This is a genomic window from Paenibacillus prosopidis, from assembly GCF_003337375.1.
GTDB classification, from domain to species: Bacteria; Bacillota; Bacilli; order Paenibacillales; family Paenibacillaceae; genus Pristimantibacillus; species Pristimantibacillus prosopidis.
Genome location: NZ_QPJD01000001.1, coordinates 329,823 through 350,972, shown reverse-complemented (window position 1 = coordinate 350,972; position 21,150 = coordinate 329,823). Strand labels below are relative to the sequence as shown.

The window sequence follows — 21,150 nt, the reverse complement described above, 5'->3', positions numbered from 1 at the left end:
CTCCTCTAGTCAATTTCATCTTCAATGCGTAATACGGCTGCCCCTATCAACCCCCTTTTAAGATTTGCCAAAATACCGGAATGTAAGCGTTGTCATAATAAGAAACAAGATTTCTTCTATGATAAGTTTTATCTGAGCTGCTAGAGTGTAAACGTTTACGCAAACGTTTATATTCACTGGCAATATTAAGATTATTTGAATAATTTGTTTTTGTCAATAAAAAAAAGCTGTCCGCTAGACCGGCAGCTGATAGGTTTCTAATCATATTTGGACATGATTTCCGCGAACAGCCGTTTCATATAACCTATCAGCTCCGGAGGCTGCTTTACTGTCACCTCATTGCCCAATCCGATAAAAAATCTGGCATAAAAAGTGAGGTCGCTCTGAGGAATCGGACCTTCCAGCCACCCGGTACCATCCTCCCGGATATGCAAATGGGAGCCCAGCCATAATACAGCCTCGCACATTTGGACGCCTTTTTGGCTCAGTTCCGCATAAAGCTCAGCCGACTCCTTCTCCGTTTGGAAAAACGACTCCTTATTTCCAAGATGTACATGCCGCAGATCCATAGGCTCCGTACCGTCAGCATCATATACCGCCGAATGAATTCGATCGCAGCGAAATATGCGAAAATCTTTACGTAGAAAGCAATAAGCCGGACAAAACCACAAGCCGCTATTGGCATAAATTCCGATTGGTTGTATTTTTCGGCATGCCTCATCTTCCCGCGCCCCGTACTCGATGAGTAACACCTTTTGCTGAACGGCTGCTTCGAGTAGGATCGATAAATAAGGGGATTCCTGCTGTCTCGTTGGCGACACGAAGTCCACCCGGTTTTTCATTTCATCAATGCGGTCGCGAACGTCCCCGGTCATATGCAAATAAAATTTGTCCAATGCGGAAGCAGATTCCGCCTCAAAGGGCAGAGAAGAATAATGACGGAGGGCATACACCGCAAAAAACATGGCGACAGCCTCTTCTTCGGAAAATGCGATGGGCGGCAAAATTCTTTCCTTCAACACCTGATAACCGCCGTGAGGACCTACCTCCGAATAAAGCGGGACCCCCAGTTCGCTTAATTCCTGAAGATCCCTTAACATCGTTCTCGTGGACACGCCAAACTCCAGGGCAAGCTCTTTAACCGTAAATTTCCGTTTTCGGTTGACCGTCATCATCAGTTCCAACAAACGTTTCGATTTAGACATGACTTGGCTCCAATTATTTTAGATTTCATGACAATTCTTGTCACTATTATCCTCTACAATAGGGTTCAAGATCAAATATAAAAGGAAATGGTGAAGCAAATGCAAAAAATGATCGTGTTATTTTTTCTTGTCATGTTCGTTATCGGTACGGATACGTTTCTGATCTCTCCGCTGATTCCAACACTGCAAAGTATGTTCGGCGTACCTACCGGAATGGCCGGATGGATGATTGGAGCCTACACCTTGGGTTCGGCGGTGTTTGCGCTGATCGCCGGACCTTTATCCGATGGATGGGACCGAAAAAAAGTGCTGCTTTCCGGTCTCGTATGCTTCGCAGTTTCAACATGCTTGTGCGGCTTCGCCGCCAACTTTTGGACCATGTGCTTGTTCCGTTTTTTGGCGGGAGTCAGCGCGGCATTTACAGCACCGCAAGTGTGGGCAGCCATTCCGACCCTGTTTCCCCCGGCCAAAATCAGCAAAGTGCTGGGCGTCGCCTACGCAGGGCTCGCTGCCTCTCAAGCGCTCGGCGTGCCGATCGGAAGCCTGCTGGCGGCAGGCAATTGGTCTCATCCATTCTGGGCCATCGGCATATTTTCACTGCTGCTGGCGGTTGCGGTCTTTTTCGCCGTGCCCAGCATGAAACCGCACGGGCAGCAAGGGGCTAAGCCGTCTTTATTAAAAAGATACGTCCCCCTGCTGACAAGCGGCAAAGCGAGAGGCACCTTCCTCGCCTACTTTTTTGTACATCTAGGGAGCAGCGCCGCCTTTGCTTTTCTCGGGAAATGGATGACGGACCGCTTTCATCTTTCGATTGATGAGGCAGGATATGTGATCATTTTTTTGGGGCTTGGCAATTTGCTCGGCAGCATATGCAGTCCTTATGTGATCAAAGCGTTAAATCCGTTTCAGACTATGGCGGCGGGAATGCTCATCGTCATTGCTGCTTATATCGCATTGCCTTATGTGTCGTCGGTTTATATAGTCAAAGGGGCTTACTTTTTCATTTTCGCTATCCTCGGTATTCTGTTCCCGCTTATGGTGGGGCTGCTTAACAGTTTAAATCCGGCCATCCGCGGCACTATTTCAAGTCTGGCTACATCAACCATGAATGCGGCGACAACGTTCGGAGCATGGATGGCCGGAATGCTTTATGTGGTGTTTAACGGTTATGCTGCTGTAGGAGTTTTTACGGGAATCTGCCTGGCGTGCTCGCTGCTCGTATTTATCTCAAGCGGGGTTCTGTCGAATCAAGCGGAAAAAGCCGAGGTAAAAACCGAACCCGTAGGTTAAAGGCGGCTTGAGAAAACGTGGATGGGAATTTGGTAAATCCGGGAAATGCCGGCATCCCGGTCTCTCAAGCAAGCCCGCTTTCTATTGGAGACACAAAAGACCTAACTCATTGAATTAGTTTTGCTTGTAGTTCAGAGACTGTCGATTAACTAACCAAAGTTCATAGGTCGAGGTTGTATAACGGTCATTTGGTCTTATTCAGACTGATTTGACCTCTGAACGCCAAAAAACGATGAATAACGCCTAAGTTTTCCTCTATTTCAGTCGGTAAAACCGCCATTCGAACCTCCACTGGAGCCAAATGAACAACCGTAATTCTTCACATTTTACGAGTGAATCGACTGTCTCTAAAAATTACTTAAAATGACCCGGTACCCGCTACTCCCCGGTAAAACGCGGAGAGCGTTTCTCGCGGAACGCCTCCAGCGCCTCAAGCCGGTCTTTTGTCGCTATGGTTGCTTCATAGGCTTTGAATTCCAAGTCCATTCCCGTCGCCAGATCGGTATTTATGCCTTTGTCGATCGCAGCCTTCGCTTGGTAGACGGCCAAAGGAGCATTGGCGAGTATTTCGGCGGCCAATCCTTCACTCATTTCCTTCAGCTGTTCCCGGTCATCCGCCACGCCGTTCAACAGCCCTATCTCAAAGGCCTGATCCGCAGAAATTTTCCGTGCTGTCAAAATCAGCTCTTTCGCTTTGGACGCTCCAATGAGACGCGGTAGCCGCTGCGTGCCTCCAGCGCCAGGGATGATACCAAGACTGGCCTCCGTAAGCCCCATCTTAGCTTCACGGATCGAATAACGGAAGTCGCAACATAACGCAAGCTCCATACCTCCTCCAAATGCATACCCGTTTATCGCCGCAATCGTAGGCTGCGGCAGCCGTTCAAGCAAGGAGAACACCTTACGGATCTTCTGTACGTTCCGGCGTACCTGCTGTTCGCTCAGCATTATGCGTTCCTTTAAATCCGCACCTGAGCAAAATGCCCGGCCTTCGCCCCCTAAAATCACCACACGAATATCGCGCGGATTTTGCCCGATCGTTTCCACTATTTCGCCAAGCGCGTCCAGCATGTCATAATTAATTGCATTCAAAGCCTCCGGGCGATTAAGCCGGATATAACCGATATGCCCATGCTGTTCCCAGAGCACCGGCCTGCTCATGCATTCCACCTCCGTGAAAACCCTTTAGCTCCATTTCCCTTCTCAAATTACCCTGATATACGCCCCCTCCTGGTTACACCGGATAAACGGGATGCTTTCGCTCTACGGCTGCGATGCTTTTTGAGGAATAGGCGTCAAACCGTTTAATCAATTCGCTTCGCAAGGAATTGGCAGGGATAATCCCGTCGATGACCATATCGGAGGCGAGGTTGTATATGTCTATATCTTTATTGTATTCTTCCCGCTTGCCTGCTATGAAACCGGCCCGTTCGGATTCCGGCAATTCGGCAATTTTATTCGCATACACAGCGTTTACCGCCGCATCAGCTCCCATCACGGCAATTTGGGCGGAAGGCAAAGCCAGGCAGCAGTCGGGCTCGAACGCCGGTCCGGCCATTGCATATAACCCTGCTCCGTAAGCTTTGCGGACAATAACGGAAATTTTCGGCACCGTCGCTTCCGATACGGCAGTAATCATTTTCGCGCCATGCCGGATAATGCCCGCCTGTTCGACTCTTGTGCCAACCATAAAACCGGGAACATCAGCCAGAAACAGCAGTGGAATTTGAAAAGCGTCGCACAAGCAAATGAATTTAGCGGCTTTGTCAGCAGAATCGTGGAATAAGATCCCGCCCTTCACCCGCGGCTGATTGGCGATGATGCCAACCGCCCTCCCGGCAAATCGCCCTAATCCGGTAATAAGCTCTTTGGCGAACAGCTTCTTTATCTCAAAAAATGAATCTTCATCAATAATCCGTTCAATGAAGTCGTACATATCAAACGCCGTATACTGATTCCCCGGGATAATGTCTTCCAGTGATTTTTCCAGATTTACAGCGGGCTGCGGTTCCCGAACAGGAGGTTTTTCCGAAAAATTGGCGGGAAAATAAGCAAGATAGTCTCTGGCAAGCGCAATCGCTTCTTCTTCGCTATAAGCGAGCACATCTCCGCAGCCGGATACGGAGCAGTGCATTTTGGCGCCGCCCAGCTGTTCCAAGGTTGCCTTCTCCCCTGTAACGATTTCCACGATCCGCGGGGAGCCAAGATACATGGAAGCATTCCCCTCGACCATAATAACAATGTCGCAAAACGCAGGAATATAAGCTCCTCCGGCTGCGGACGGACCAAATAATAAACAAACCTGCGGGATTTTCCCCGATAGCTTCACCTGATTGTAAAAAATTTTTCCGGCGCCGCGACGCCCCGGGTACATCTCTACCTGGTCCGTAATCCGTGCGCCCGCCGAATCGATCAGGTATAGCAGCGGCACCCGCATTTTATCCGCGGTTTCCTGCATACGAATCATTTTTTCCACCGTCCTGGCTCCCCACGAACCGGCTTTGACGGTCGAATCGTTCGCTATCACACATACCGTCTGACCATGAATTTTCCCAATAGCCGTTACGACCCCGTCAGCCGGCAGGTCTTTCTCGCTGCAGTTGGCAAACAGGGCATCCTCGAGCTCGAATTCCGGATCAAACAGCAGCTTTAACCGTTCACGGACAAACAGCTTTCCCTGCTCCGCATTTTTTTCGTGATATTTGGAGGCGCCTCCCTTTTTGATCCGGTCGATCCGCTCCTGCAAAGTGGCTTTCCCAGACTCAACTTCATTCGACATGTTCGAGCACTCCCCTTTGAATACCGGGTGGCGTTTACTGGATTGAGGCGGCTGCGTCTAGCACGCTTTCATTTAACATCCGATCTGAGCTGCGATCACCATCCGTTGGATCTCCGAGGTTCCCTCCCCTATTTCCAAAAGCTTGGCATCACGCAAGCAGCGCTCCACTTCATACTCTCTCATATAGCCATAGCCACCATGAATCTGAACAGCCTGATCGCAGACTCTCATACACATCTCCGAAGCAAACAATTTGGCCATGGCTGCCTCCTTCTTAAATCCTCTTCCTTGATCCTTAAGCCAAGCAGCCTTATAGACCATGTTGCGGGCCAATTCAATATTCATCGCCATATCCGCCAGTTTAAACCGGATTGCCTGAAAGGTAGATAATGTACTCCCGAATTGCTTTCTTTGTTTGGCATAGTAGAGCGTTTTCTCGTATGCGCCTTGCGCAATTCCGACAGCCATGGCTCCAATTCCTATCCTTCCTCCGTCAAGGACAGCCAGAAACTGTTTATAACCGTTGCCCTCGATGCCTAGAAGGTTTTCTCTGGGTACAGCCACTTGATCAAGCACAAGCTCGGTAGTATTTGAAGCGTGCAGCCCCATTTTCTCGTAGTTATCGAGCACCGTGAAACCGGGCGTATCCGTAGGCACGATAAAAGCGCTTATACCGCTAGTTCCTTTAGACTTGTCAGTTACTGCGGTCAGAACGAGGTTGCGGGCATAGCTGGCATTGGTAATAAAGCATTTGGAGCCGCTTATCACCCATTTATCCCCTTCGAGGACGGCTGCAGTCCGGGTTCCTCCCGCATCGGAGCCGGCATCCGGCTCCGTCAGCCCGAAGGCGCCCAGATATTGACCTTCGCATAGCGGAGTTAAATAGTCCGCCTTCTGCTCCTCTGTTCCAAATCGGTCAAGGGGCGCTCCCCCCAAAGAGATGTGGGCGGAGTAGGTAATTCCTGTGGATGCGCAGGCCCGGCTGAGCTCCTCCACGACAATCGCAAAGCTTATCGTATCTGCTCCTCCACCCCCGTATTGCTCGGGAAATGGCAGCCCCATTAACCCGAGCTTCGCAAGCTTCGCGAATATTTCGGTCGGAAATGCACCTGTACGGTCCCTTTCAATCGCCCCCGGGGCAACCTCCGATTGTGCGAACTCATGGATCAAATCCCTGATCATCGTTTGTTCAGCGGTTAAATCGAAATGCATAGCCCACAACCTCTCTGCTTATGGCTTATGACTTGGAGAGATTAACGCTGTCCCCGGCTTCGATTTCCAATCGCATCAAGCTTGCCGCATAACATTTTCCGAGATTATCCATTCTCATTGACGCAGAGCCTCCTCCGCTTAATGCCCCCCTGCAGACAAAATTCATCGCATGGAGATTAGGCACTAAATAACGAGTCACTTCTCCGCTTACCAGTCCGTCAAAATGCGCCTTTACCCGCTCAGCGGTTACTTCTCTGATCAGCACCTCATATGCGGATGCATCCGAGGCAAAAACAGCAATATTCACCGTGTTCCCCTTATCGCCGGAACGCGCCTGCGCAACCTGCCGAAGCTGTACTAAGGCCATTGCCTACACCTCCAAGACGTTCACCTGAACTCCGCTTTCGACAATTGCCCGCGGAACGAGACAGGACCACATGCCAAGCAGCTCGCGCGGCTTCATCATACCGAGGAAGCCGCCCATTGCGGGAGGGCCGCTAAGCATAAGCGGGGGGACCAATCTGCCGAGCTTAGCCGCATCTTCTTTGCTGCCGGTGCGCACGGCCATACGCAAATACACTTCATTGGGCTCTTCCGCCGGCTCCCTCGCGAGCGGCCCGTGTAAGGAATTGTATCCGAGATAATCCGTCTGGACCTCTATATATTGCAAATTCATCCGCTGGATTTGATTGCGAATGATGCGGTCTGCAGCTTTAGCCTTAGCCAAGGCGTCAGGCCAGGAATACCCCCATATCGCTTGCCCCAGCCAGCCGTCCGAATATCCCATGACAACCTTCAGCGTATCGGGACGCTTCGTACCGCGGGCTCCTGTCACATGGACACGATTCACGCCGGCATCCTGCAATTGAACGCCCGTCAGGTCCAGAACAACATCCGGCGTCATATAAGCGGACGGGTCGTGTATCTCATAAAGCAGCTGTTCCTTTACGGTATCTACGGAAACAAGCCCGCCTGTTCCTTCCGTCTTGGTCAGGAAAAACTCTCCGTCCTCCCTTATTTCCGCTACAGGAAAGCCGATGCTGTCTAAATCCTCAACAGATTGCCAATCGCCGCTGTAATTTCCTCCCGTTGCCTGCCCGGAGCACTCCATGAGATGGCCCATCAGTATGCCTTGAGCCAGCCGGTTCCAATCCTCCTGTCCCCAGCCAAATTCATAGATAAGCGGAGCTAGGAAAAGAGCGGAATCGGTCGTTCGTCCGGTTATGATAACGTCTGCTCCCTGCTGCAGCGCTTCCACAACGGGACCCGCTCCCAAATAGGCATTGGCAAATACAATCCGGCTCCTAATAGCCTCAACTTCTCTTCTATCTTCCATGTGAGCCAGTGATATCCCCTGCTGTTCCCATGCCTGTAATTGATCTATAACATCATCGCCTGTGACTACTGCCACTTTAAGTCCTTTTATGCCAAGCTCCCCGGCGATTCGAAGTATCTCCTGCTGGGCTCCCAGCGGATTCATTCCCCCGGCATTGGTCAAAATTTTAATGCCCTTCTCTTTGACAAAAGGAAGCAGCTCCCTCATCGTTACGGAAATGTCTCTTGCATATCCCTTGGCCCGGTCTCTCTGCCGGTCCTTCTGCAGAATGGCCAGCGTTAACTCAGCCAGACTATCAAAGCATAGATATTGGACATCCCCTCTCTTGGCCGTCTCGATTGCAGGTAAAATGGAATCTCCGTAAAATCCCTGTCCCGCCCCAATCCGTATCTTTTTCACATCGTCCCCCCTTCGGCTTTTTACGGCAAGTTCCTTAATAACCATTGTATGGAGCAGCTGAACACCCTATTCGATAAGGATACAATTACGATAAAAACACAAAAAAATTAAGCCTATTTTGGCTTAAGCATATTTGACCATGCCTGTTTACCTATTTGTTTATTCGTTCGAGCTGACGATAAAGGTTGTATCACTAACTGGAGGCTCTGCATACTATGAAAAAAAGATGCAAGTTTAATAGCGGCAGTATTTTGATTTTCTTGTTGGCAATTTTCGTCACAACTGTTTTTGTCCCAATCAGTAAAGTTAGAGGTGAAGGCACTATGCTAAAGACAGGAAACTATATTCATAGCCCTGCTCCAAACGGAGGGAACTCTCCCGACTTGAAAGAGTCAGGGGTTATATCCTCGGCTGACGGCGTCTTGTTCGACGGAACCCCGGCTTACGCAGGCTGGATGGGCAGTGCAACCTCTCATTCAACTGTAAATGTGGTTATTGATCTGTTGAAGGACTACCCTTTGGACCAGATTCGCTTGGTGTTGAATTCACCAAACAAATATTGGGGATTTAAGGACATTACCGTAAAGTACCGTCCCGAGTCGGCAACGGGGTATTACATTGCAACCAGACACGTAAGAACAGGCACCGATTTAAACTATTCGGTAACCATTCCGATGTCAAACAAGACGGTCAGGTTTATCGTGCTGAACATTAGGCGTACCCAAGCCTATCAACATATTCCGCTGACAGAAGTTGAGATTGATAGAGGTACAGGCGTCGAGGGGCAAAATCCGGGACCCGCTCTAAACGGGGATGGATTGAAAGCTGAATTGAAGAAGGAAGCCCTGCTGGTGGACAAGTTCGGTCAATGGATGAATGAAACCTGGTCGGGAAAGGTTACATCTGAAGAGCAGCTGCAGCTGGAATATGCGCATGAGGCCATTGCCCTAGCGAACGTTTCACTTGATCCTACAAGATATGATCAATATGGAGGCATTAAAAGCTTAGGAAAGCAAGCAAGCACCGGGTACTTCAGGCTTCAAACCATTAACGGCAAATGGTGGTTTATAACGCCGGACGGATATCCTTTTATTATTAAAGGAGTGGATGCAGCAAGTTTGTGGGAGTCCGGATATAAGACGCCGACCCTGAAACCGGACGGCACCTACAAGCAGATTTTTGAGGAATTGCCCGATCGTACCGCTTACGCTCCCGCCTACACCAGAGATGCGGGCGGCGAATATGTCAGCTTCGTCATTGCCAATGTCATGAAAAAATACGGAAGCGGATTTGAGTCGAAATGGGAGGATATCACGAAGAAGCGTTTGATCCAGTGGGGCTTTAACACCTTCAGCAAGTGGACCAAACCGAAAAACATAACTTTTCCGTTCATTCAATCGCTGCAAGACCCCTCGAATTTGAGAAGGATACTATGGACGTACGACGTTTTTGACCCGCAGAGCGGGCCTATCATCGAGAACGCGCTGAAGACACAGATTTATAATGCGAGATACAGCAAGTGGTTGATCGGCTATACCTACGATAATGAAGCGGGTTGGAATGCCGATATCGTAAAAGATTTGCTAACTTACTCTTCGTCCTCGCCGGCGAAAAGCGCATTCGTGGACTTTCTTGCGCCAAGATATAATAGCAACCTCGCCACGGTCAATCAGATACTGGGTACGAACGCGGTATCGTTTGACACTTTGAAAAATACTCCGATCGATATCGCCAAAGTTCCCGCGGTAGATATATCGGAATATATCAGGCTGGCATCCAGAACATACCATTCCACGATCAGGGACATTATTAAAAAATACGATCCGAACCATTTGTTTCTGGGCACGTCTATCGTTCCTACTTGGCGAACCAGCTTGGATTGGGATCATGCGGCTATGGGGTTTGTAGATGCCTTTTCTGTGGACAGTTATACTAGAGATGGAAGTTGGATTTCCAGATACGAAAATTACGGGAAGCCTCTGTTGAATCTGGAACATTCATTCGGCTCGTCCGAACGCGGACTTTCCTATATCAGTGCGGCTACGATGACAACAAACATAAGGGAAAGAGGAATGGCTTACCAAGCTTTTGCTGAAAGCCAGGCCGCGCATCCGTTGTTTGTCGGCTCAGGCTGGTATTCGTACTACGATCAGCCGGTCACCGGGCGTTCGGACGGCGAGAGCTACAACGTCGGCCTGGTCAATCAGCAGGATCAGCCGTATGCAGATATGGTGAACATCATGAAGACGACACATGCCGATTTGGAAAATGTTCACCTTAACGGGGGTTAGCCTTCCTTAAAAGTTCCTTCTCCTGTCAAGATAGAAACCGAGAATAACAGTTATAGCGTAATGAAGGGCTGCCACACGGCAGCCCTTTTCTAATGTAATTTTCCATATCAAAAAAATGACCTTGTTTATAAATAAAGGAGGAAGGCGCCAAGGCCTTCCTCCCCGAAACTGTATTCATCTTATTCATTCACGCTAGATCATGAGGTACTGTGACGTTTACCGATACAACCGTTTTGTTGCCCGCTTTGTCGGTTACCGTGTACGTAATCGTATAGATGCGCGCTTTTTCCGCACGCAAGCTGAATGAAGTGTCGGCTGTACCAAAATCAGCTTCAATATCACCCAGACCGCTATCTGGTTGATCGCTCGTAATGGACGTTAACACCACAGATTCAACGCCCGACCCGTTATCGTTCGAATTCAGCACGGCATTAACGGTCACCATTTTATGATTTCCCGGCCAAATTGTAGTTTGATCCAATTGGACATATAGCTCCGGTGCCGTCTTGTCAACCTTAAATTCAACGGTTTTGATTTGTTCTACATTGCCTACCAGATCAGTGCTGCGGAAATTGACGGTGTAAACCCCATCGCCGAATGCTGGGATGGAATCTGTGTAAGCAATCCAGGACCCGTTATTTACCTGATATTCGGTTATTGCCACACCGGATAAGTCATATACAGACAGGCTTACCGTTACATCCGACGTATACCAGCCATTGCTCCCGTTAGGCGCTGCCGGATTCAAAGTTGCGGCTGTAACAGGCGCAATCTTATCGATATTGCTTACGGCATAACTACTGACATTCGATACGTTGCCCGCGTCATCCGTGCTTCGCGCATACACCGTGTCGTTTGCAGAAACAACCACAGGTGCAGTATATGCTGTCCATGCGCCGCTGTCGCCTACTTTGTACTCCTTCACCGCAGCGTCTTCCGGATAGCTGATCGTTACGGTGACATCTTGATTTGTTGGAACAATAGTATCAGCCGACAACGCTGGGTCAGCCGGCGCTGTCTTATCGATATTGCTGAGCGTGTAGCTCGTCACAATCGCCACGTTGCCCGCAGCATCCGTGCTCCGCGCATACACTGTGCCATTGGTCGATACGACCACAGGTGCGGTGTACGCTGTCCATGCGCCGCTGTCGCCTACTTTGTATTCCTTCACCACCGCGTCGACCGGATAACTGATCGTTACAGTGACATCCTGATTGGTTGGCCCTGTGATGTCTGCAGCGAAGGTTGCACCCTCAATCGTCTTGTCAATGTTCACAACAACCGTATGCTGCTGCTCCACATTGCCTGCCCAGTCAACGCTCCAGTACACTAACGTGTGCGTTCCCTCGGTAGTCAACGTAACCATGTTCCCGGTTTGCTGCGCGCCGCCGTCAACTTTGTAATAGGTAGCCGCCACACCGGAGCTTTCATCAGCAGCGTTGAAGCTGACCGTCGTATCCTGATTGACCCAACCCTGCGGCGCATTATCGGTTGTAACCGGAGACGTCACGTCTGCCGCTTTCACTACCCCATGCAGTCTCAGTTCAGCCATATTTCCAAACCACGCACTCCAATTCCAAACTCGGATATAACGGTATGGTACTTTACTGCTGACCGGGAGGCTTTGCCAATCCCCAGAAGCTACAGCTGCTGTTGTGAGATCCGTCCAGGTCGTATTATCGTTAGAGCCTTGGATCACAGTGTTCTTAATTCTGCCAAGCAGATTACTTTCTTGTCTTCCAATCAGCTCTACACTCGAAAGCGTAGCTTGATTGCCTTGCTTAAAGTCAAAGGTAATATAGCTTCCCGATCCAGTGCCGTTCAAACGGTAATCCGTTATTGAACCTAAATTGCCGTCAAACAGACTATTCGTGATTGACAAGGTTGTTGCTGCAGTTCTTCCTGAAGTGGAATCAATGAGATTTGCGATGCTTGTTACATTGCTAATCAAATCCGACTCATCGACAATATACAGCTTGGAGCCGTCTGTTGTAGATTTCGCCGGGTACCCGTCCACTCCGCTTAGTGTCTTGTAATTAACAGCGAATGTTACGTTTCCTACTGCCACACCTTGATTTAAGGTCGCCTCTGCTGTCCAGTTGATGTTATCGGCAGAACTAACCGTTGCATCCTGACCTTGAATCTTGACCTGTACGTTATTGATCGCTTCTTTTGCTTTGAAGGACAATTTTACCGTATTGCCTGGCACAATCCTCGTCTTAAGGCTCTGAGCCGAGCTGATTGAAGCCGTCTCGATTTTGTTCGTGGCTTCAACTGCGCCATACAACCGCAATTCTGACATATTGCCAAACCATTGGTTGGCATTGTAAATGCGGATATAACGATAGGGTACAGTACCGCTAATGCTTAAGGTCTGCCAATCCATCGACTTTCCTGCTGCTGTGGAAATGGTCGTCCAGTTCGTATTATCGCTCGAGCCTTGAACCACTACACCACTGATTCTGGTATAATTGCTATCCTGTCTTGCAAGCACCTCTGCCTTCGACAGTGTGACCAGATTGCCTTCTTTAAAGTCAAAGGTAAGGTATCCGCCATAACCGCTGCCATTTACACGGAAATCGGTAATTGTACCTGCATTGCTGTCAAATAAATTACCTGCCGTTGCCAAGAGATCTGCCGGATTTCTTCCGCTGGAATCACTTAACGTCGTGATGCCAAGCACATTGCTAATCAACCCTGTCTCGTCGGCAATGTACAGCGATGAGTTGTCGGTTGTCGTCGTTTTTTCCGGCCCATCGATTCCGGCTGCCGTTTTGTAATTGATGCTGAAGTTCACTGGGCCAGAACTTACGCTATTGCCCATCACGGCCTCTGCTGTCCAGTTGATATTATCAGCCGTGGACACCGTTGCAGCTTGGCCATGAATATTGACATTCACATTATTAATCATTTCGGTCGACTTGAAGGCTACTTTGACCGTGTTGCCCTTGATAATTCGTTTTTGAATGCTTTGTGCCGAGCTGATCGAAACCGAATCAAGCTTGGACTTGATTTGAACATCGCCATACAATCTTAATTCTGACATGTTACCAAACCATTGGTTTCCATTTGTTATACGGATATAACGATATGGGTTTGTACCGTTAATCGTAAGCGTCTGCCATTCCGCTGTATTCCATGCTGCATTAGAGATGGTTGTCCATGTCACATTGTCGTTGGAGCCTTGCACCACTGTGCCATTAATTCGGCCAGAGAAACCATCTTGTCTTCCAATCACTTCCACCTTCGAAAGTCTGGCCTCGCCGCCTTCTTTAAAGTCGAAGGTAAGGTATCCGCCATAGCCGCTGCCATTTAGACGGAAATCGGTAAACGTCCCTAAATTGCTATCAAACAGAGTGCTTGCCGTTGCCAAGAGATCTGCCGGATTTCTTCCGCTTGAATCGCTTAAGTTGGCGATCTCAAGCAGATTGGAAACATAACCTGTCTGATCGGAAATAAATATAGTAGAGCCATCCGTTGTAAAGATGGTTTCGGCCGCAGCAACTCCAGCTGCCGTTTTGTAATTGAGCTTAAATTTGACTGTACCTGTTTGCACGCTCGGATCTACAACCAGCGTCGCTGTCCAGTTCAGATTGTCAACCGTAGAAATCGTTGCAGCTTGGCCTTGAATCGTGGCTGCTACATCTTGAATCTGTTCGGTAGACTTGAAGGACAATTTGATCGTATCGCCCGGAATGATTCGGTTTTTCAAGCTTTGCTCCGAGCCGATCGAAACGGATTCCAGCTTGTTTACAGTCTCAAAACGCTGGCCAAAGATTCTAAATTCAGCGATTTCCAGCATCGTACTTGACGGCTGAATCATTTGTATTTTCAAGAAGCGGAACCGCTGATTTTCGAGATCGTCTTGTACCTCAAGTCTCTGCATTTCTTCCGTAACCGTTGTCAGGCCGGGCGTCAAACGGGTCCAAGTCTCTTTGTCATTGGAGCCGAAGATTGCAACGCCGCCTATACGTTCAGGGAAGCTTGCCCGTACCTGAAGCTCGAAGGCATTTGCCGAAATTTTGTAGCTTGGCCCAAAATCCATGTGGTGCGTCCGGTCTTGTGCGACACAGAAACATACAAAACTATCATTCGTTCCGTCAAGAAGGCTTGGGGAACCATTTCCAAAGGTCGAACTAACAAACATATTCGTATAATTAACGCTTCCGTCATTAATCAAAGGCGTCAATTTTTGAAGACCTTGAACCGCACTATTCAACTCAAATAGCTTTTGATAAAAAACGTCATCCGTTGCGCTAGCGATTTGATTCATTACGTCAGCATGCACATTTTGATAATGTTCAAGCGTTGACGAAATATAAAGTGTGTCTGCCTGATAAGGTGCAATGACTGCGTTAACAGCAGATTGCCGATCGTTTGCTACAACAATGGTAACGTCCCTGGTCGTAATCGTCGTGCCGTCTGAAGCACTCACGACAAAGGAATACGTTCCCGCTTGTGTTGGAGTCCAGGAAAATGCGCCGGTAGTCTCATTGAACACAGCGCCCGCAGGTAAAAGATCGGCCTGATAGGAAACGACATCCGTTGCACCTGCGTCTGTTGCAGAGAAATCGTAATTGATTGCTGCCTCAGACCCCACATAGGTAAATAAATTTAAGTCTGCACTTCCTGCTGTAAATACGGGAGGAGTCAGCTGTACGCCGGCTTTTACATTAACGTGGTCCATGTCAACCACAGTGCCGGCTCCTTTTACAGTGAAATAAACGAGATCTCCGAACCCTTGGAAATTATTGAACGCATAGCTGATATATCTCCATTGACCCTTCGTATCCGGCAGTGTAATGGTATCGCCAAACGCTTCCATCTTCGCTACGCCATTGGTCCGAATCTTGAATGCAACGGTTCTCTCACCGGTGCCGGCGCCAACATAGGCAATTTTGCTTCCCCCTTCCGTTGCCGTAATCCGGACGAAAGCGGTATCTCCCTCTTGCTGTGTAGCAGAGTTGCTGTCAAGCTTCGTGTATCGGTCTTCTATTTCTCTCAAGTCCGGATTTGTTATCGGTTTAGGAAGGTGCTGTGCACCCTCGGCCTCAGCTGCTTGAGGGATATACAGCCAATAATCCGCGCCTGCATCCGGCGACTCCCAGTGGAAAGGCAGTCTCTTGTTAAACATCTCGGTAAAGTATGGAGCTACTGTCTCCATATTTATTCCTGCCGTATATTTATAGTAATAGTACAGGTCGTACACATTACCGCCAATTCTTCCTCTATAACCGCCAGCCAGATGTTTATAAATGATGGTCGGAGCTCCATTTATATCGGTATGTGCCGCAACCGGTATCCATGGTGTATCGTAACCAATCATGTACCGGGCAAAGAAGTCGGCAGCTTTCAAGATCCGGTTATCGAGAAATTCGTATGGACCGACCGCATTCGGCGCTGTAGAAATCGTCCCCTCCACCGGATCTACCTTTGTCCCTTGGGCCATCAATAAACGCGATAAAATTTCCATATTGGTTACGTCTCCGGCGCCATGCGCCTGGTCCCTGCCCATTTCGACATGCTGAACCACTGGGGGATTAACCGGCTCTCCTGTTACGATATTGGTGTCTACCAATCTAAACAATTGTTTAATAGCGCCGTTTTGACCTTGGTCAACGGCTGTCTTGTTAACGGTAAACCACTCTACTCCCTCAGCATACCGTTCTGTGTTGCCCGTAAATATATACCCTGACATGGCTCCAATCAACGGATAAAGATGCTGGTTCATAAAGCGGTAATTCGTATGTTGGAAGGTTTCGATTACCGGATTGATCAGATTATTCGTAAAATCGGTTGTATCTTGATCCGTCCACACCAGTTCTGGTGTTTGGGTGCTTGTATATCTCAAGATTTCTGCTGCAGTAACCATACGGTTGAGCGGGATTCCCGTGTGAATATGCGCATCATTAAAATACGCGTATTTCGCAGGGTCCATATGAGACCAAATTCGGATAATGCGCATGGCATTTGACCGATAAACCTCATCACCTGTTACATAATACAAAATAGCCTGGGTATAAGCCTTCAAACCGTCTTGTATAAATCTCTGATTAAAGCCCTGGCTGTTAAAAGCATCACTGCCCGGTTTCGTTGGTTCGGAGCCCTGATTGCTTGAGCCAACGTTCTTTGCAGCGGTTGAAGAAGTGATCATTTGATTAAAGTAAGTATTCCAAGGTTCTTTTTGTGCCCGTACCTGTGTCCTCATATTTTCAAGAATATCCTTGGTAAGTCCGACACCAGGATGTTTGAAACCGCTTGCATCGATTACCTCATTAACCGTTGGTTGATAATCCGTAAAAAACGATTGGTCTGCTGCCGAAACTCCTGGCGAAAAAGGCAGGAACGTTGCCAACAAACTAATGGAAACAACTATCGACAAAAAACGCTTATTAAATCTTTTTCCAAAATTAAGCCCTTTCAGAAACGTCATATGTAATTTCCCCCCTTAAGTAATGTGCTTGCAGAATTAACTCTATCATTATGAAAGCGCTCTATCTATTGTAAAATTATTCGTTTTTTATCAATTTTCTTTAAAACCCATTACAACATCCTCCGAAATATCCCACATTACTCCAAACTTGGTTAATCTGCGCATAAATTCGACTCCAAATCTAAAAGTTCGAGTTCTTGATTGTTGTTGTCTGAACATAAGAAAAACCGCCCTATAGAATGGCGGTTTTACCTCGAAAGTAAAAAAAGAGTCGCTCCATCATTTTGGGCAACTCTTTATCCGTAATTTAGTTTTGAATTTCAGTATAAACTTGAAAGGTCACGCCGAATTTGTCCGTTACATCACCAAATGCAGGGCTAAAAGGGGTTTCTTCCAATGGCATATTGACTTGACCGTCTTGCCGCAAGGCCTCAAAAATTCGTTTTGATTCTTCCACGTCGTTCGTTGAAATGCAAATTGTTACCTGTTTGCCCTTTTCAATAGGTGAACCAAATGGAGCATCCGAAAACATGAGTTCCGTTCCACCAACTTGTAACTTTGCATGTGCTACAAGTTTCTTTAGATCATCGGTGAACGTATTAGACATTTCTGGCATATCTCCGTAAGTCATGATTGAGAGGACTTCGGCACCGAGTGCTTGTTCATAAAACTGAATAGCTTCCCTAGCGTTTCCCTCCAAATTTATATAAGGGGTAAGTCTGACGGTCATAGGTTATTCCTCCTTGAGTTTGGATTAAGCTCCATATCCCTTTTTGTTTTAACCTATGAAATTACATAGCCATTTCTTCGCTGTTATGGTTGAATTGCCATTCAATTCCGAACTTGTCCGTTACACTGCCGTATAATTTGCTCCAGAAAGTTTCTTGAAGCTCCATGCCTACCTTGCCGCCTTCTTTCAGTTTATGGAATAAAGATTTAATCTCATCCATGTCCTTACTGTTCACTACAAGGCTTACGTTGTTTCCTGCAACAAAAGGCATACCAGGAAAAGTATCAGAAAACATAACATTGCTTCCACTAATGTTAAGCCGTGTGTGCATGACTAAATTTTTAGCTTCCTCGGGAAGAGTAAAGTTTGGATCGGGCGGCGTTTCTCCAAAGGTCATAATTTGCGGTTTTTCTGTTCCAAACACCTCTGCGTAAAATTCTACTGCTTCACGACAGTTTCCGTTAAAATTAATATAAACATCAACAGCCATTTTCTCCACTCCTTCGTTTTAATTTGTTAATCATTGAGCAATGATTACCTTTAAACAAGTGAATTCAAGCCAAATGTGGTAATAAAATCTGCCATAAATAATTTACCAAATTATGCAGGGAATGTCTATGAAAGCTTATAAGATTTGTTCATAATCCCTCCTTCGAATGATCATGTCCCGCTGGTCGATTCATTTGATGCGTTGCCTACCTAATATACTACAACAAAATCTGTAATGCAAACATATGTTCGTTTATAAGCTATAAAAAAACAAACCAGCTTAGCGCCGGCTTGCCTTTGATCAGTCGTGATAAATCATTCTTGTAGGAGTACCTGTATAATTAGTTTTTTTCACGTAAAGTTCGGCTTGACCGCCACCGTCAGTAAATCCGCTAACATCGAAAACATCATTGCCACCAGGGCAGACAGAACGACTTCCAATATAGTCATCCGGATCATAAGGATCATATTCCCAAAGCTCATATTTTACGCAGACTGTATTGTACGGATCACTTGTTACTTTCCAGCTGCCTCCGCCAGAGTCCCAACTGCTACCTGTTTTGTAAACCGTTTCTTCGCCAATATAATCCCATTCTCCAGCACCAGCAGATGCAGACGAGAACGGAATGATCGAAAGTGTTAAGGCGAGAAAAACAAACGTATCTTTTTCCCTTTCAGAACTTTCAAATTAGTCCAACCTCCTTCATTTTCCTTTCTTATGGAATTTAGCATATTATTCTTGTCGAAGTAACCTGATCGATGTCGAAACTAAAAATGTGAAAAATGACCCGGAAGGTAGCAAAAAGGCCTTAGATATATTTACTTAGATAGATTTGATAAGAATAATTTCTAAAGGTTCATTCTCTAACAATAAACATCCAGCATCCTTATAGCCTAATCCCCTATAGAAATGCTGCGCTGCTTCATTCGCCAAAGTTGAGGTCATAACCATTTTACAGCCTCTTTGCTTCATATGATTTTCCCAAAAGAGGACAACTTGTCTTCCTACACCGTCTCCTCGGTACTGCTCATCGACCCATATCATATTCATAAAAGGCGTGTTGTCCCAGAAATAACCGTATCTCATCCAACCGATATTCATGTGTTGATGATTACGTATGATGTATATTTCGTTTTGCTTTATTTTCGTCATAATTAAGCTTTCTAATATATGGTGGTCACTTTCAACTATGTATTCGTAATCTGATTCCGCAGCAAATTCAATATTCATAGTTAAAGCTCTCCTTTATAACATACACTCCATACGGATCAATTTGTAATTACACAATATTGGTTTTACGAAATTCATTAACAAAACCTTCAAGCCAGTCTACGGTATAATCAAGAGCACCATTATCACTATGGATAAAAGCAACGTCAAGACTCATTACCCAAAATCTTCGAGCTATTATAAATAGCTCTACCGCCATTTCATCTTGATCAGAAAACGCTCTAACAGATCGGTATCCCGACATAAGCGCATTCCAAAGCGGTTCTTGTTTATCTGCTTGCTGTCGCTTCCTGGCTCGGACTTGAGCTAGGTCATAGGCTCGCCAGCCTTTTGCAGACCACTCAAAATCGAGATGTGTAAAATAAGTATTCTTTTCTAATGCATTATTATTTCCATGCATGTCTCCGTGACATATACCCCAATCCAACCCTTGTTCAGCAGCAGCGATTATACGCTCTTTCAATGTACTCGCAAATTGAAATAGAAATGGCGCTGCCTCATGCTTCTCGCCAATATAGTTCAAGATACGTTCTAGTGGTTGATCAATGAGAAAACGGGTATCTAAATTGTATCGGGGTTGATTTAGAATAACTTTATCCATTGCTGAGTGCAATTCAGCAGCAGACTGACCAAAGGCAAAGCATGATTCCTCGTCAAGAAGCCCGTTCTCTATGCCATTAATATAGCGGAAAATTACAGCAATCCTTTTTCCTTCCGGAGCATCTAGAACTGTATACCAACTGTTGTCTTTTTTAACTATTGGCTCTGCCACATTTGTGTGCTCTGAGTCTAGGAGAACTTTTAGTTGAGTTAATAAAGATATCTCAAACGAAACATCACTTTCACTGATCTCACGGCGATAGACACGAAGTATGTAAAATCCATTAGGAGTTCGCACTTTATATGTATCATTTAATCCTCGCAGCCAAAACAAACATTCGCCCCACTGTCCTAAATCATAATATTCACTTAAACAATACTCCAAGTATTTTGAATCTAATACTGAACGTAAAGCAGCCGGTTGAGTGTACATCACGTTTCCCCTTACATTTTTTTAACTCAATCATATAACAGTCTCTATACCAGATAAAGGTAATGTTTGATTATATAAAACCCTTCGTTATGCTACTCAACTTTCAAGTATATGCTTGATTCTTTTCAAGTCCTTGTTATTTGCTCTTTTCATCATCAACGACATAAACGGAGCAAACAACATGGAAAAACCGGCCGGATTGCCCTTGTTGCGCAAAGTCATTCGGGTTGAGCTTCCGTCAATGGTCTCCCAAGTATAAGTTGTTTCCATTGGAAAAGGTCCGTCAGCCGTTTTCATTTTAAGCATTTGCCCTGGAACGTATTGTGCTATCTCATATACATACGAAAGCTGTTTCCCCAGAAATTGTGCTTTAAATGCGACTTTAGAACCGATTCTCAACGGTTTTGGCGTTTGCCATTCTGCAGACTTAATATTTACATACCATTCTGGAGCATGATCCGGATTCGCTGCATAGGTAGCAACTCTATCGCGGGGGCAATCTATTGTTATTTCCGTAAATACATCAACCAAATCACATACCTCCTAGATCACACATATTCTAATTATCCCACACTCCTAGTACGAATAAAACGCTGAGCTTAACATGGCTGCCCCGGCCTTCACGTATATATTTCAATCGCTCAATATTTTACCATTGCTTACCTAGTATTAGAATGTTTTCGTGAATCAAACGCTTTGACATGAGTTCCAATTCACTTTTA

Annotated in this window: 14 protein-coding genes; 2 read left to right on the top strand and 12 right to left on the bottom strand. The window is 46.7% G+C overall.

Annotation, left to right across the window (positions count from 1 at the left end; genetic code table 11):
• Positions 1-257 precede the first annotated feature (257 nt).
• A complete protein-coding gene (locus tag DFP97_RS01455; protein ID WP_114378189.1) occupies positions 258-1,205 on the bottom strand; it encodes a helix-turn-helix transcriptional regulator in 948 nt (315 codons plus the stop codon).
• A 99-nt stretch (positions 1,206-1,304) separates the two neighbouring features.
• Between DFP97_RS01455 and DFP97_RS01450 the strand changes: the two genes are divergently transcribed.
• Positions 1,305-2,495 (top strand): MFS transporter, encoded by a 1,191-nt coding sequence (locus DFP97_RS01450; protein WP_114378188.1) that lies wholly within the window; start codon positions 1,305-1,307, stop codon positions 2,493-2,495.
• Positions 2,496-2,873: 378 nt separating this feature from the next.
• On the opposite strand, the gene DFP97_RS01445 is transcribed toward DFP97_RS01450, so the two are convergent.
• From DFP97_RS01445 to DFP97_RS01425, 5 genes are all read right to left on the bottom strand, one after another.
• A complete protein-coding gene (locus DFP97_RS01445) occupies positions 2,874-3,656 on the bottom strand; it encodes an enoyl-CoA hydratase-related protein (protein ID WP_114378187.1) in 783 nt (260 codons plus the stop codon).
• 73 nt (positions 3,657-3,729) lie between these two features.
• Complete coding sequence (locus DFP97_RS01440) at positions 3,730-5,274, bottom strand: acyl-CoA carboxylase subunit beta (RefSeq protein ID WP_114378186.1); 1,545 nt, start codon at positions 5,272-5,274, stop codon at positions 3,730-3,732.
• Between the two features lie 72 nt (positions 5,275-5,346).
• Positions 5,347-6,486: an acyl-CoA dehydrogenase family protein gene (locus DFP97_RS01435; RefSeq protein WP_114378185.1), complete on the bottom strand. Its 1,140-nt coding sequence runs from the start codon at positions 6,484-6,486 to the stop codon at positions 5,347-5,349.
• 25 nt (positions 6,487-6,511) lie between these two features.
• The gene (locus tag DFP97_RS01430; protein WP_114378184.1) at positions 6,512-6,853 is read right to left on the bottom strand and encodes an AtuA-related protein; all 342 of its coding nucleotides are present in this window, start codon (positions 6,851-6,853) and stop codon (positions 6,512-6,514) included.
• A gap of 3 nt (positions 6,854-6,856) precedes the next feature.
• Positions 6,857-8,221 (bottom strand): acyclic terpene utilization AtuA family protein, encoded by a 1,365-nt coding sequence (locus tag DFP97_RS01425; RefSeq protein ID WP_114378183.1) that lies wholly within the window; start codon positions 8,219-8,221, stop codon positions 6,857-6,859.
• A 215-nt stretch (positions 8,222-8,436) separates the two neighbouring features.
• Between DFP97_RS01425 and DFP97_RS01420 the strand changes: the two genes are divergently transcribed.
• A complete protein-coding gene (locus tag DFP97_RS01420) occupies positions 8,437-10,512 on the top strand; it encodes an alpha-amylase family protein (RefSeq protein ID WP_114378182.1) in 2,076 nt (691 codons plus the stop codon).
• A 187-nt stretch (positions 10,513-10,699) separates the two neighbouring features.
• Here the strand turns inward: DFP97_RS01420 and DFP97_RS01415 are convergent, their stop codons facing one another.
• The 6 genes from DFP97_RS01415 to DFP97_RS01390 form a co-directional block, all read right to left on the bottom strand.
• Positions 10,700-16,945: an OmpL47-type beta-barrel domain-containing protein gene (locus DFP97_RS01415; protein ID WP_114378181.1), complete on the bottom strand. Its 6,246-nt coding sequence runs from the start codon at positions 16,943-16,945 to the stop codon at positions 10,700-10,702.
• A gap of 307 nt (positions 16,946-17,252) precedes the next feature.
• Positions 17,253-17,675 (bottom strand): VOC family protein, encoded by a 423-nt coding sequence (locus tag DFP97_RS01410; protein ID WP_114378180.1) that lies wholly within the window; start codon positions 17,673-17,675, stop codon positions 17,253-17,255.
• A gap of 61 nt (positions 17,676-17,736) precedes the next feature.
• On the bottom strand, positions 17,737-18,165 hold the full coding sequence (locus tag DFP97_RS01405; protein WP_114378179.1) for a VOC family protein: 429 nt from the start codon (positions 18,163-18,165) through the stop codon (positions 17,737-17,739).
• Between the two features lie 822 nt (positions 18,166-18,987).
• Positions 18,988-19,395: a GNAT family N-acetyltransferase gene (locus DFP97_RS01400; protein WP_114378178.1), complete on the bottom strand. Its 408-nt coding sequence runs from the start codon at positions 19,393-19,395 to the stop codon at positions 18,988-18,990.
• Positions 19,396-19,444: 49 nt separating this feature from the next.
• Positions 19,445-20,428: a phosphotransferase gene (locus DFP97_RS01395; protein WP_114378177.1), complete on the bottom strand. Its 984-nt coding sequence runs from the start codon at positions 20,426-20,428 to the stop codon at positions 19,445-19,447.
• Between the two features lie 96 nt (positions 20,429-20,524).
• Positions 20,525-20,959, bottom strand: coding sequence for an SRPBCC family protein (locus tag DFP97_RS01390; protein ID WP_114378176.1), 435 nt, complete (start codon positions 20,957-20,959; stop codon positions 20,525-20,527).
• Between the last annotated feature and the right edge of the window lie 191 nt (positions 20,960-21,150).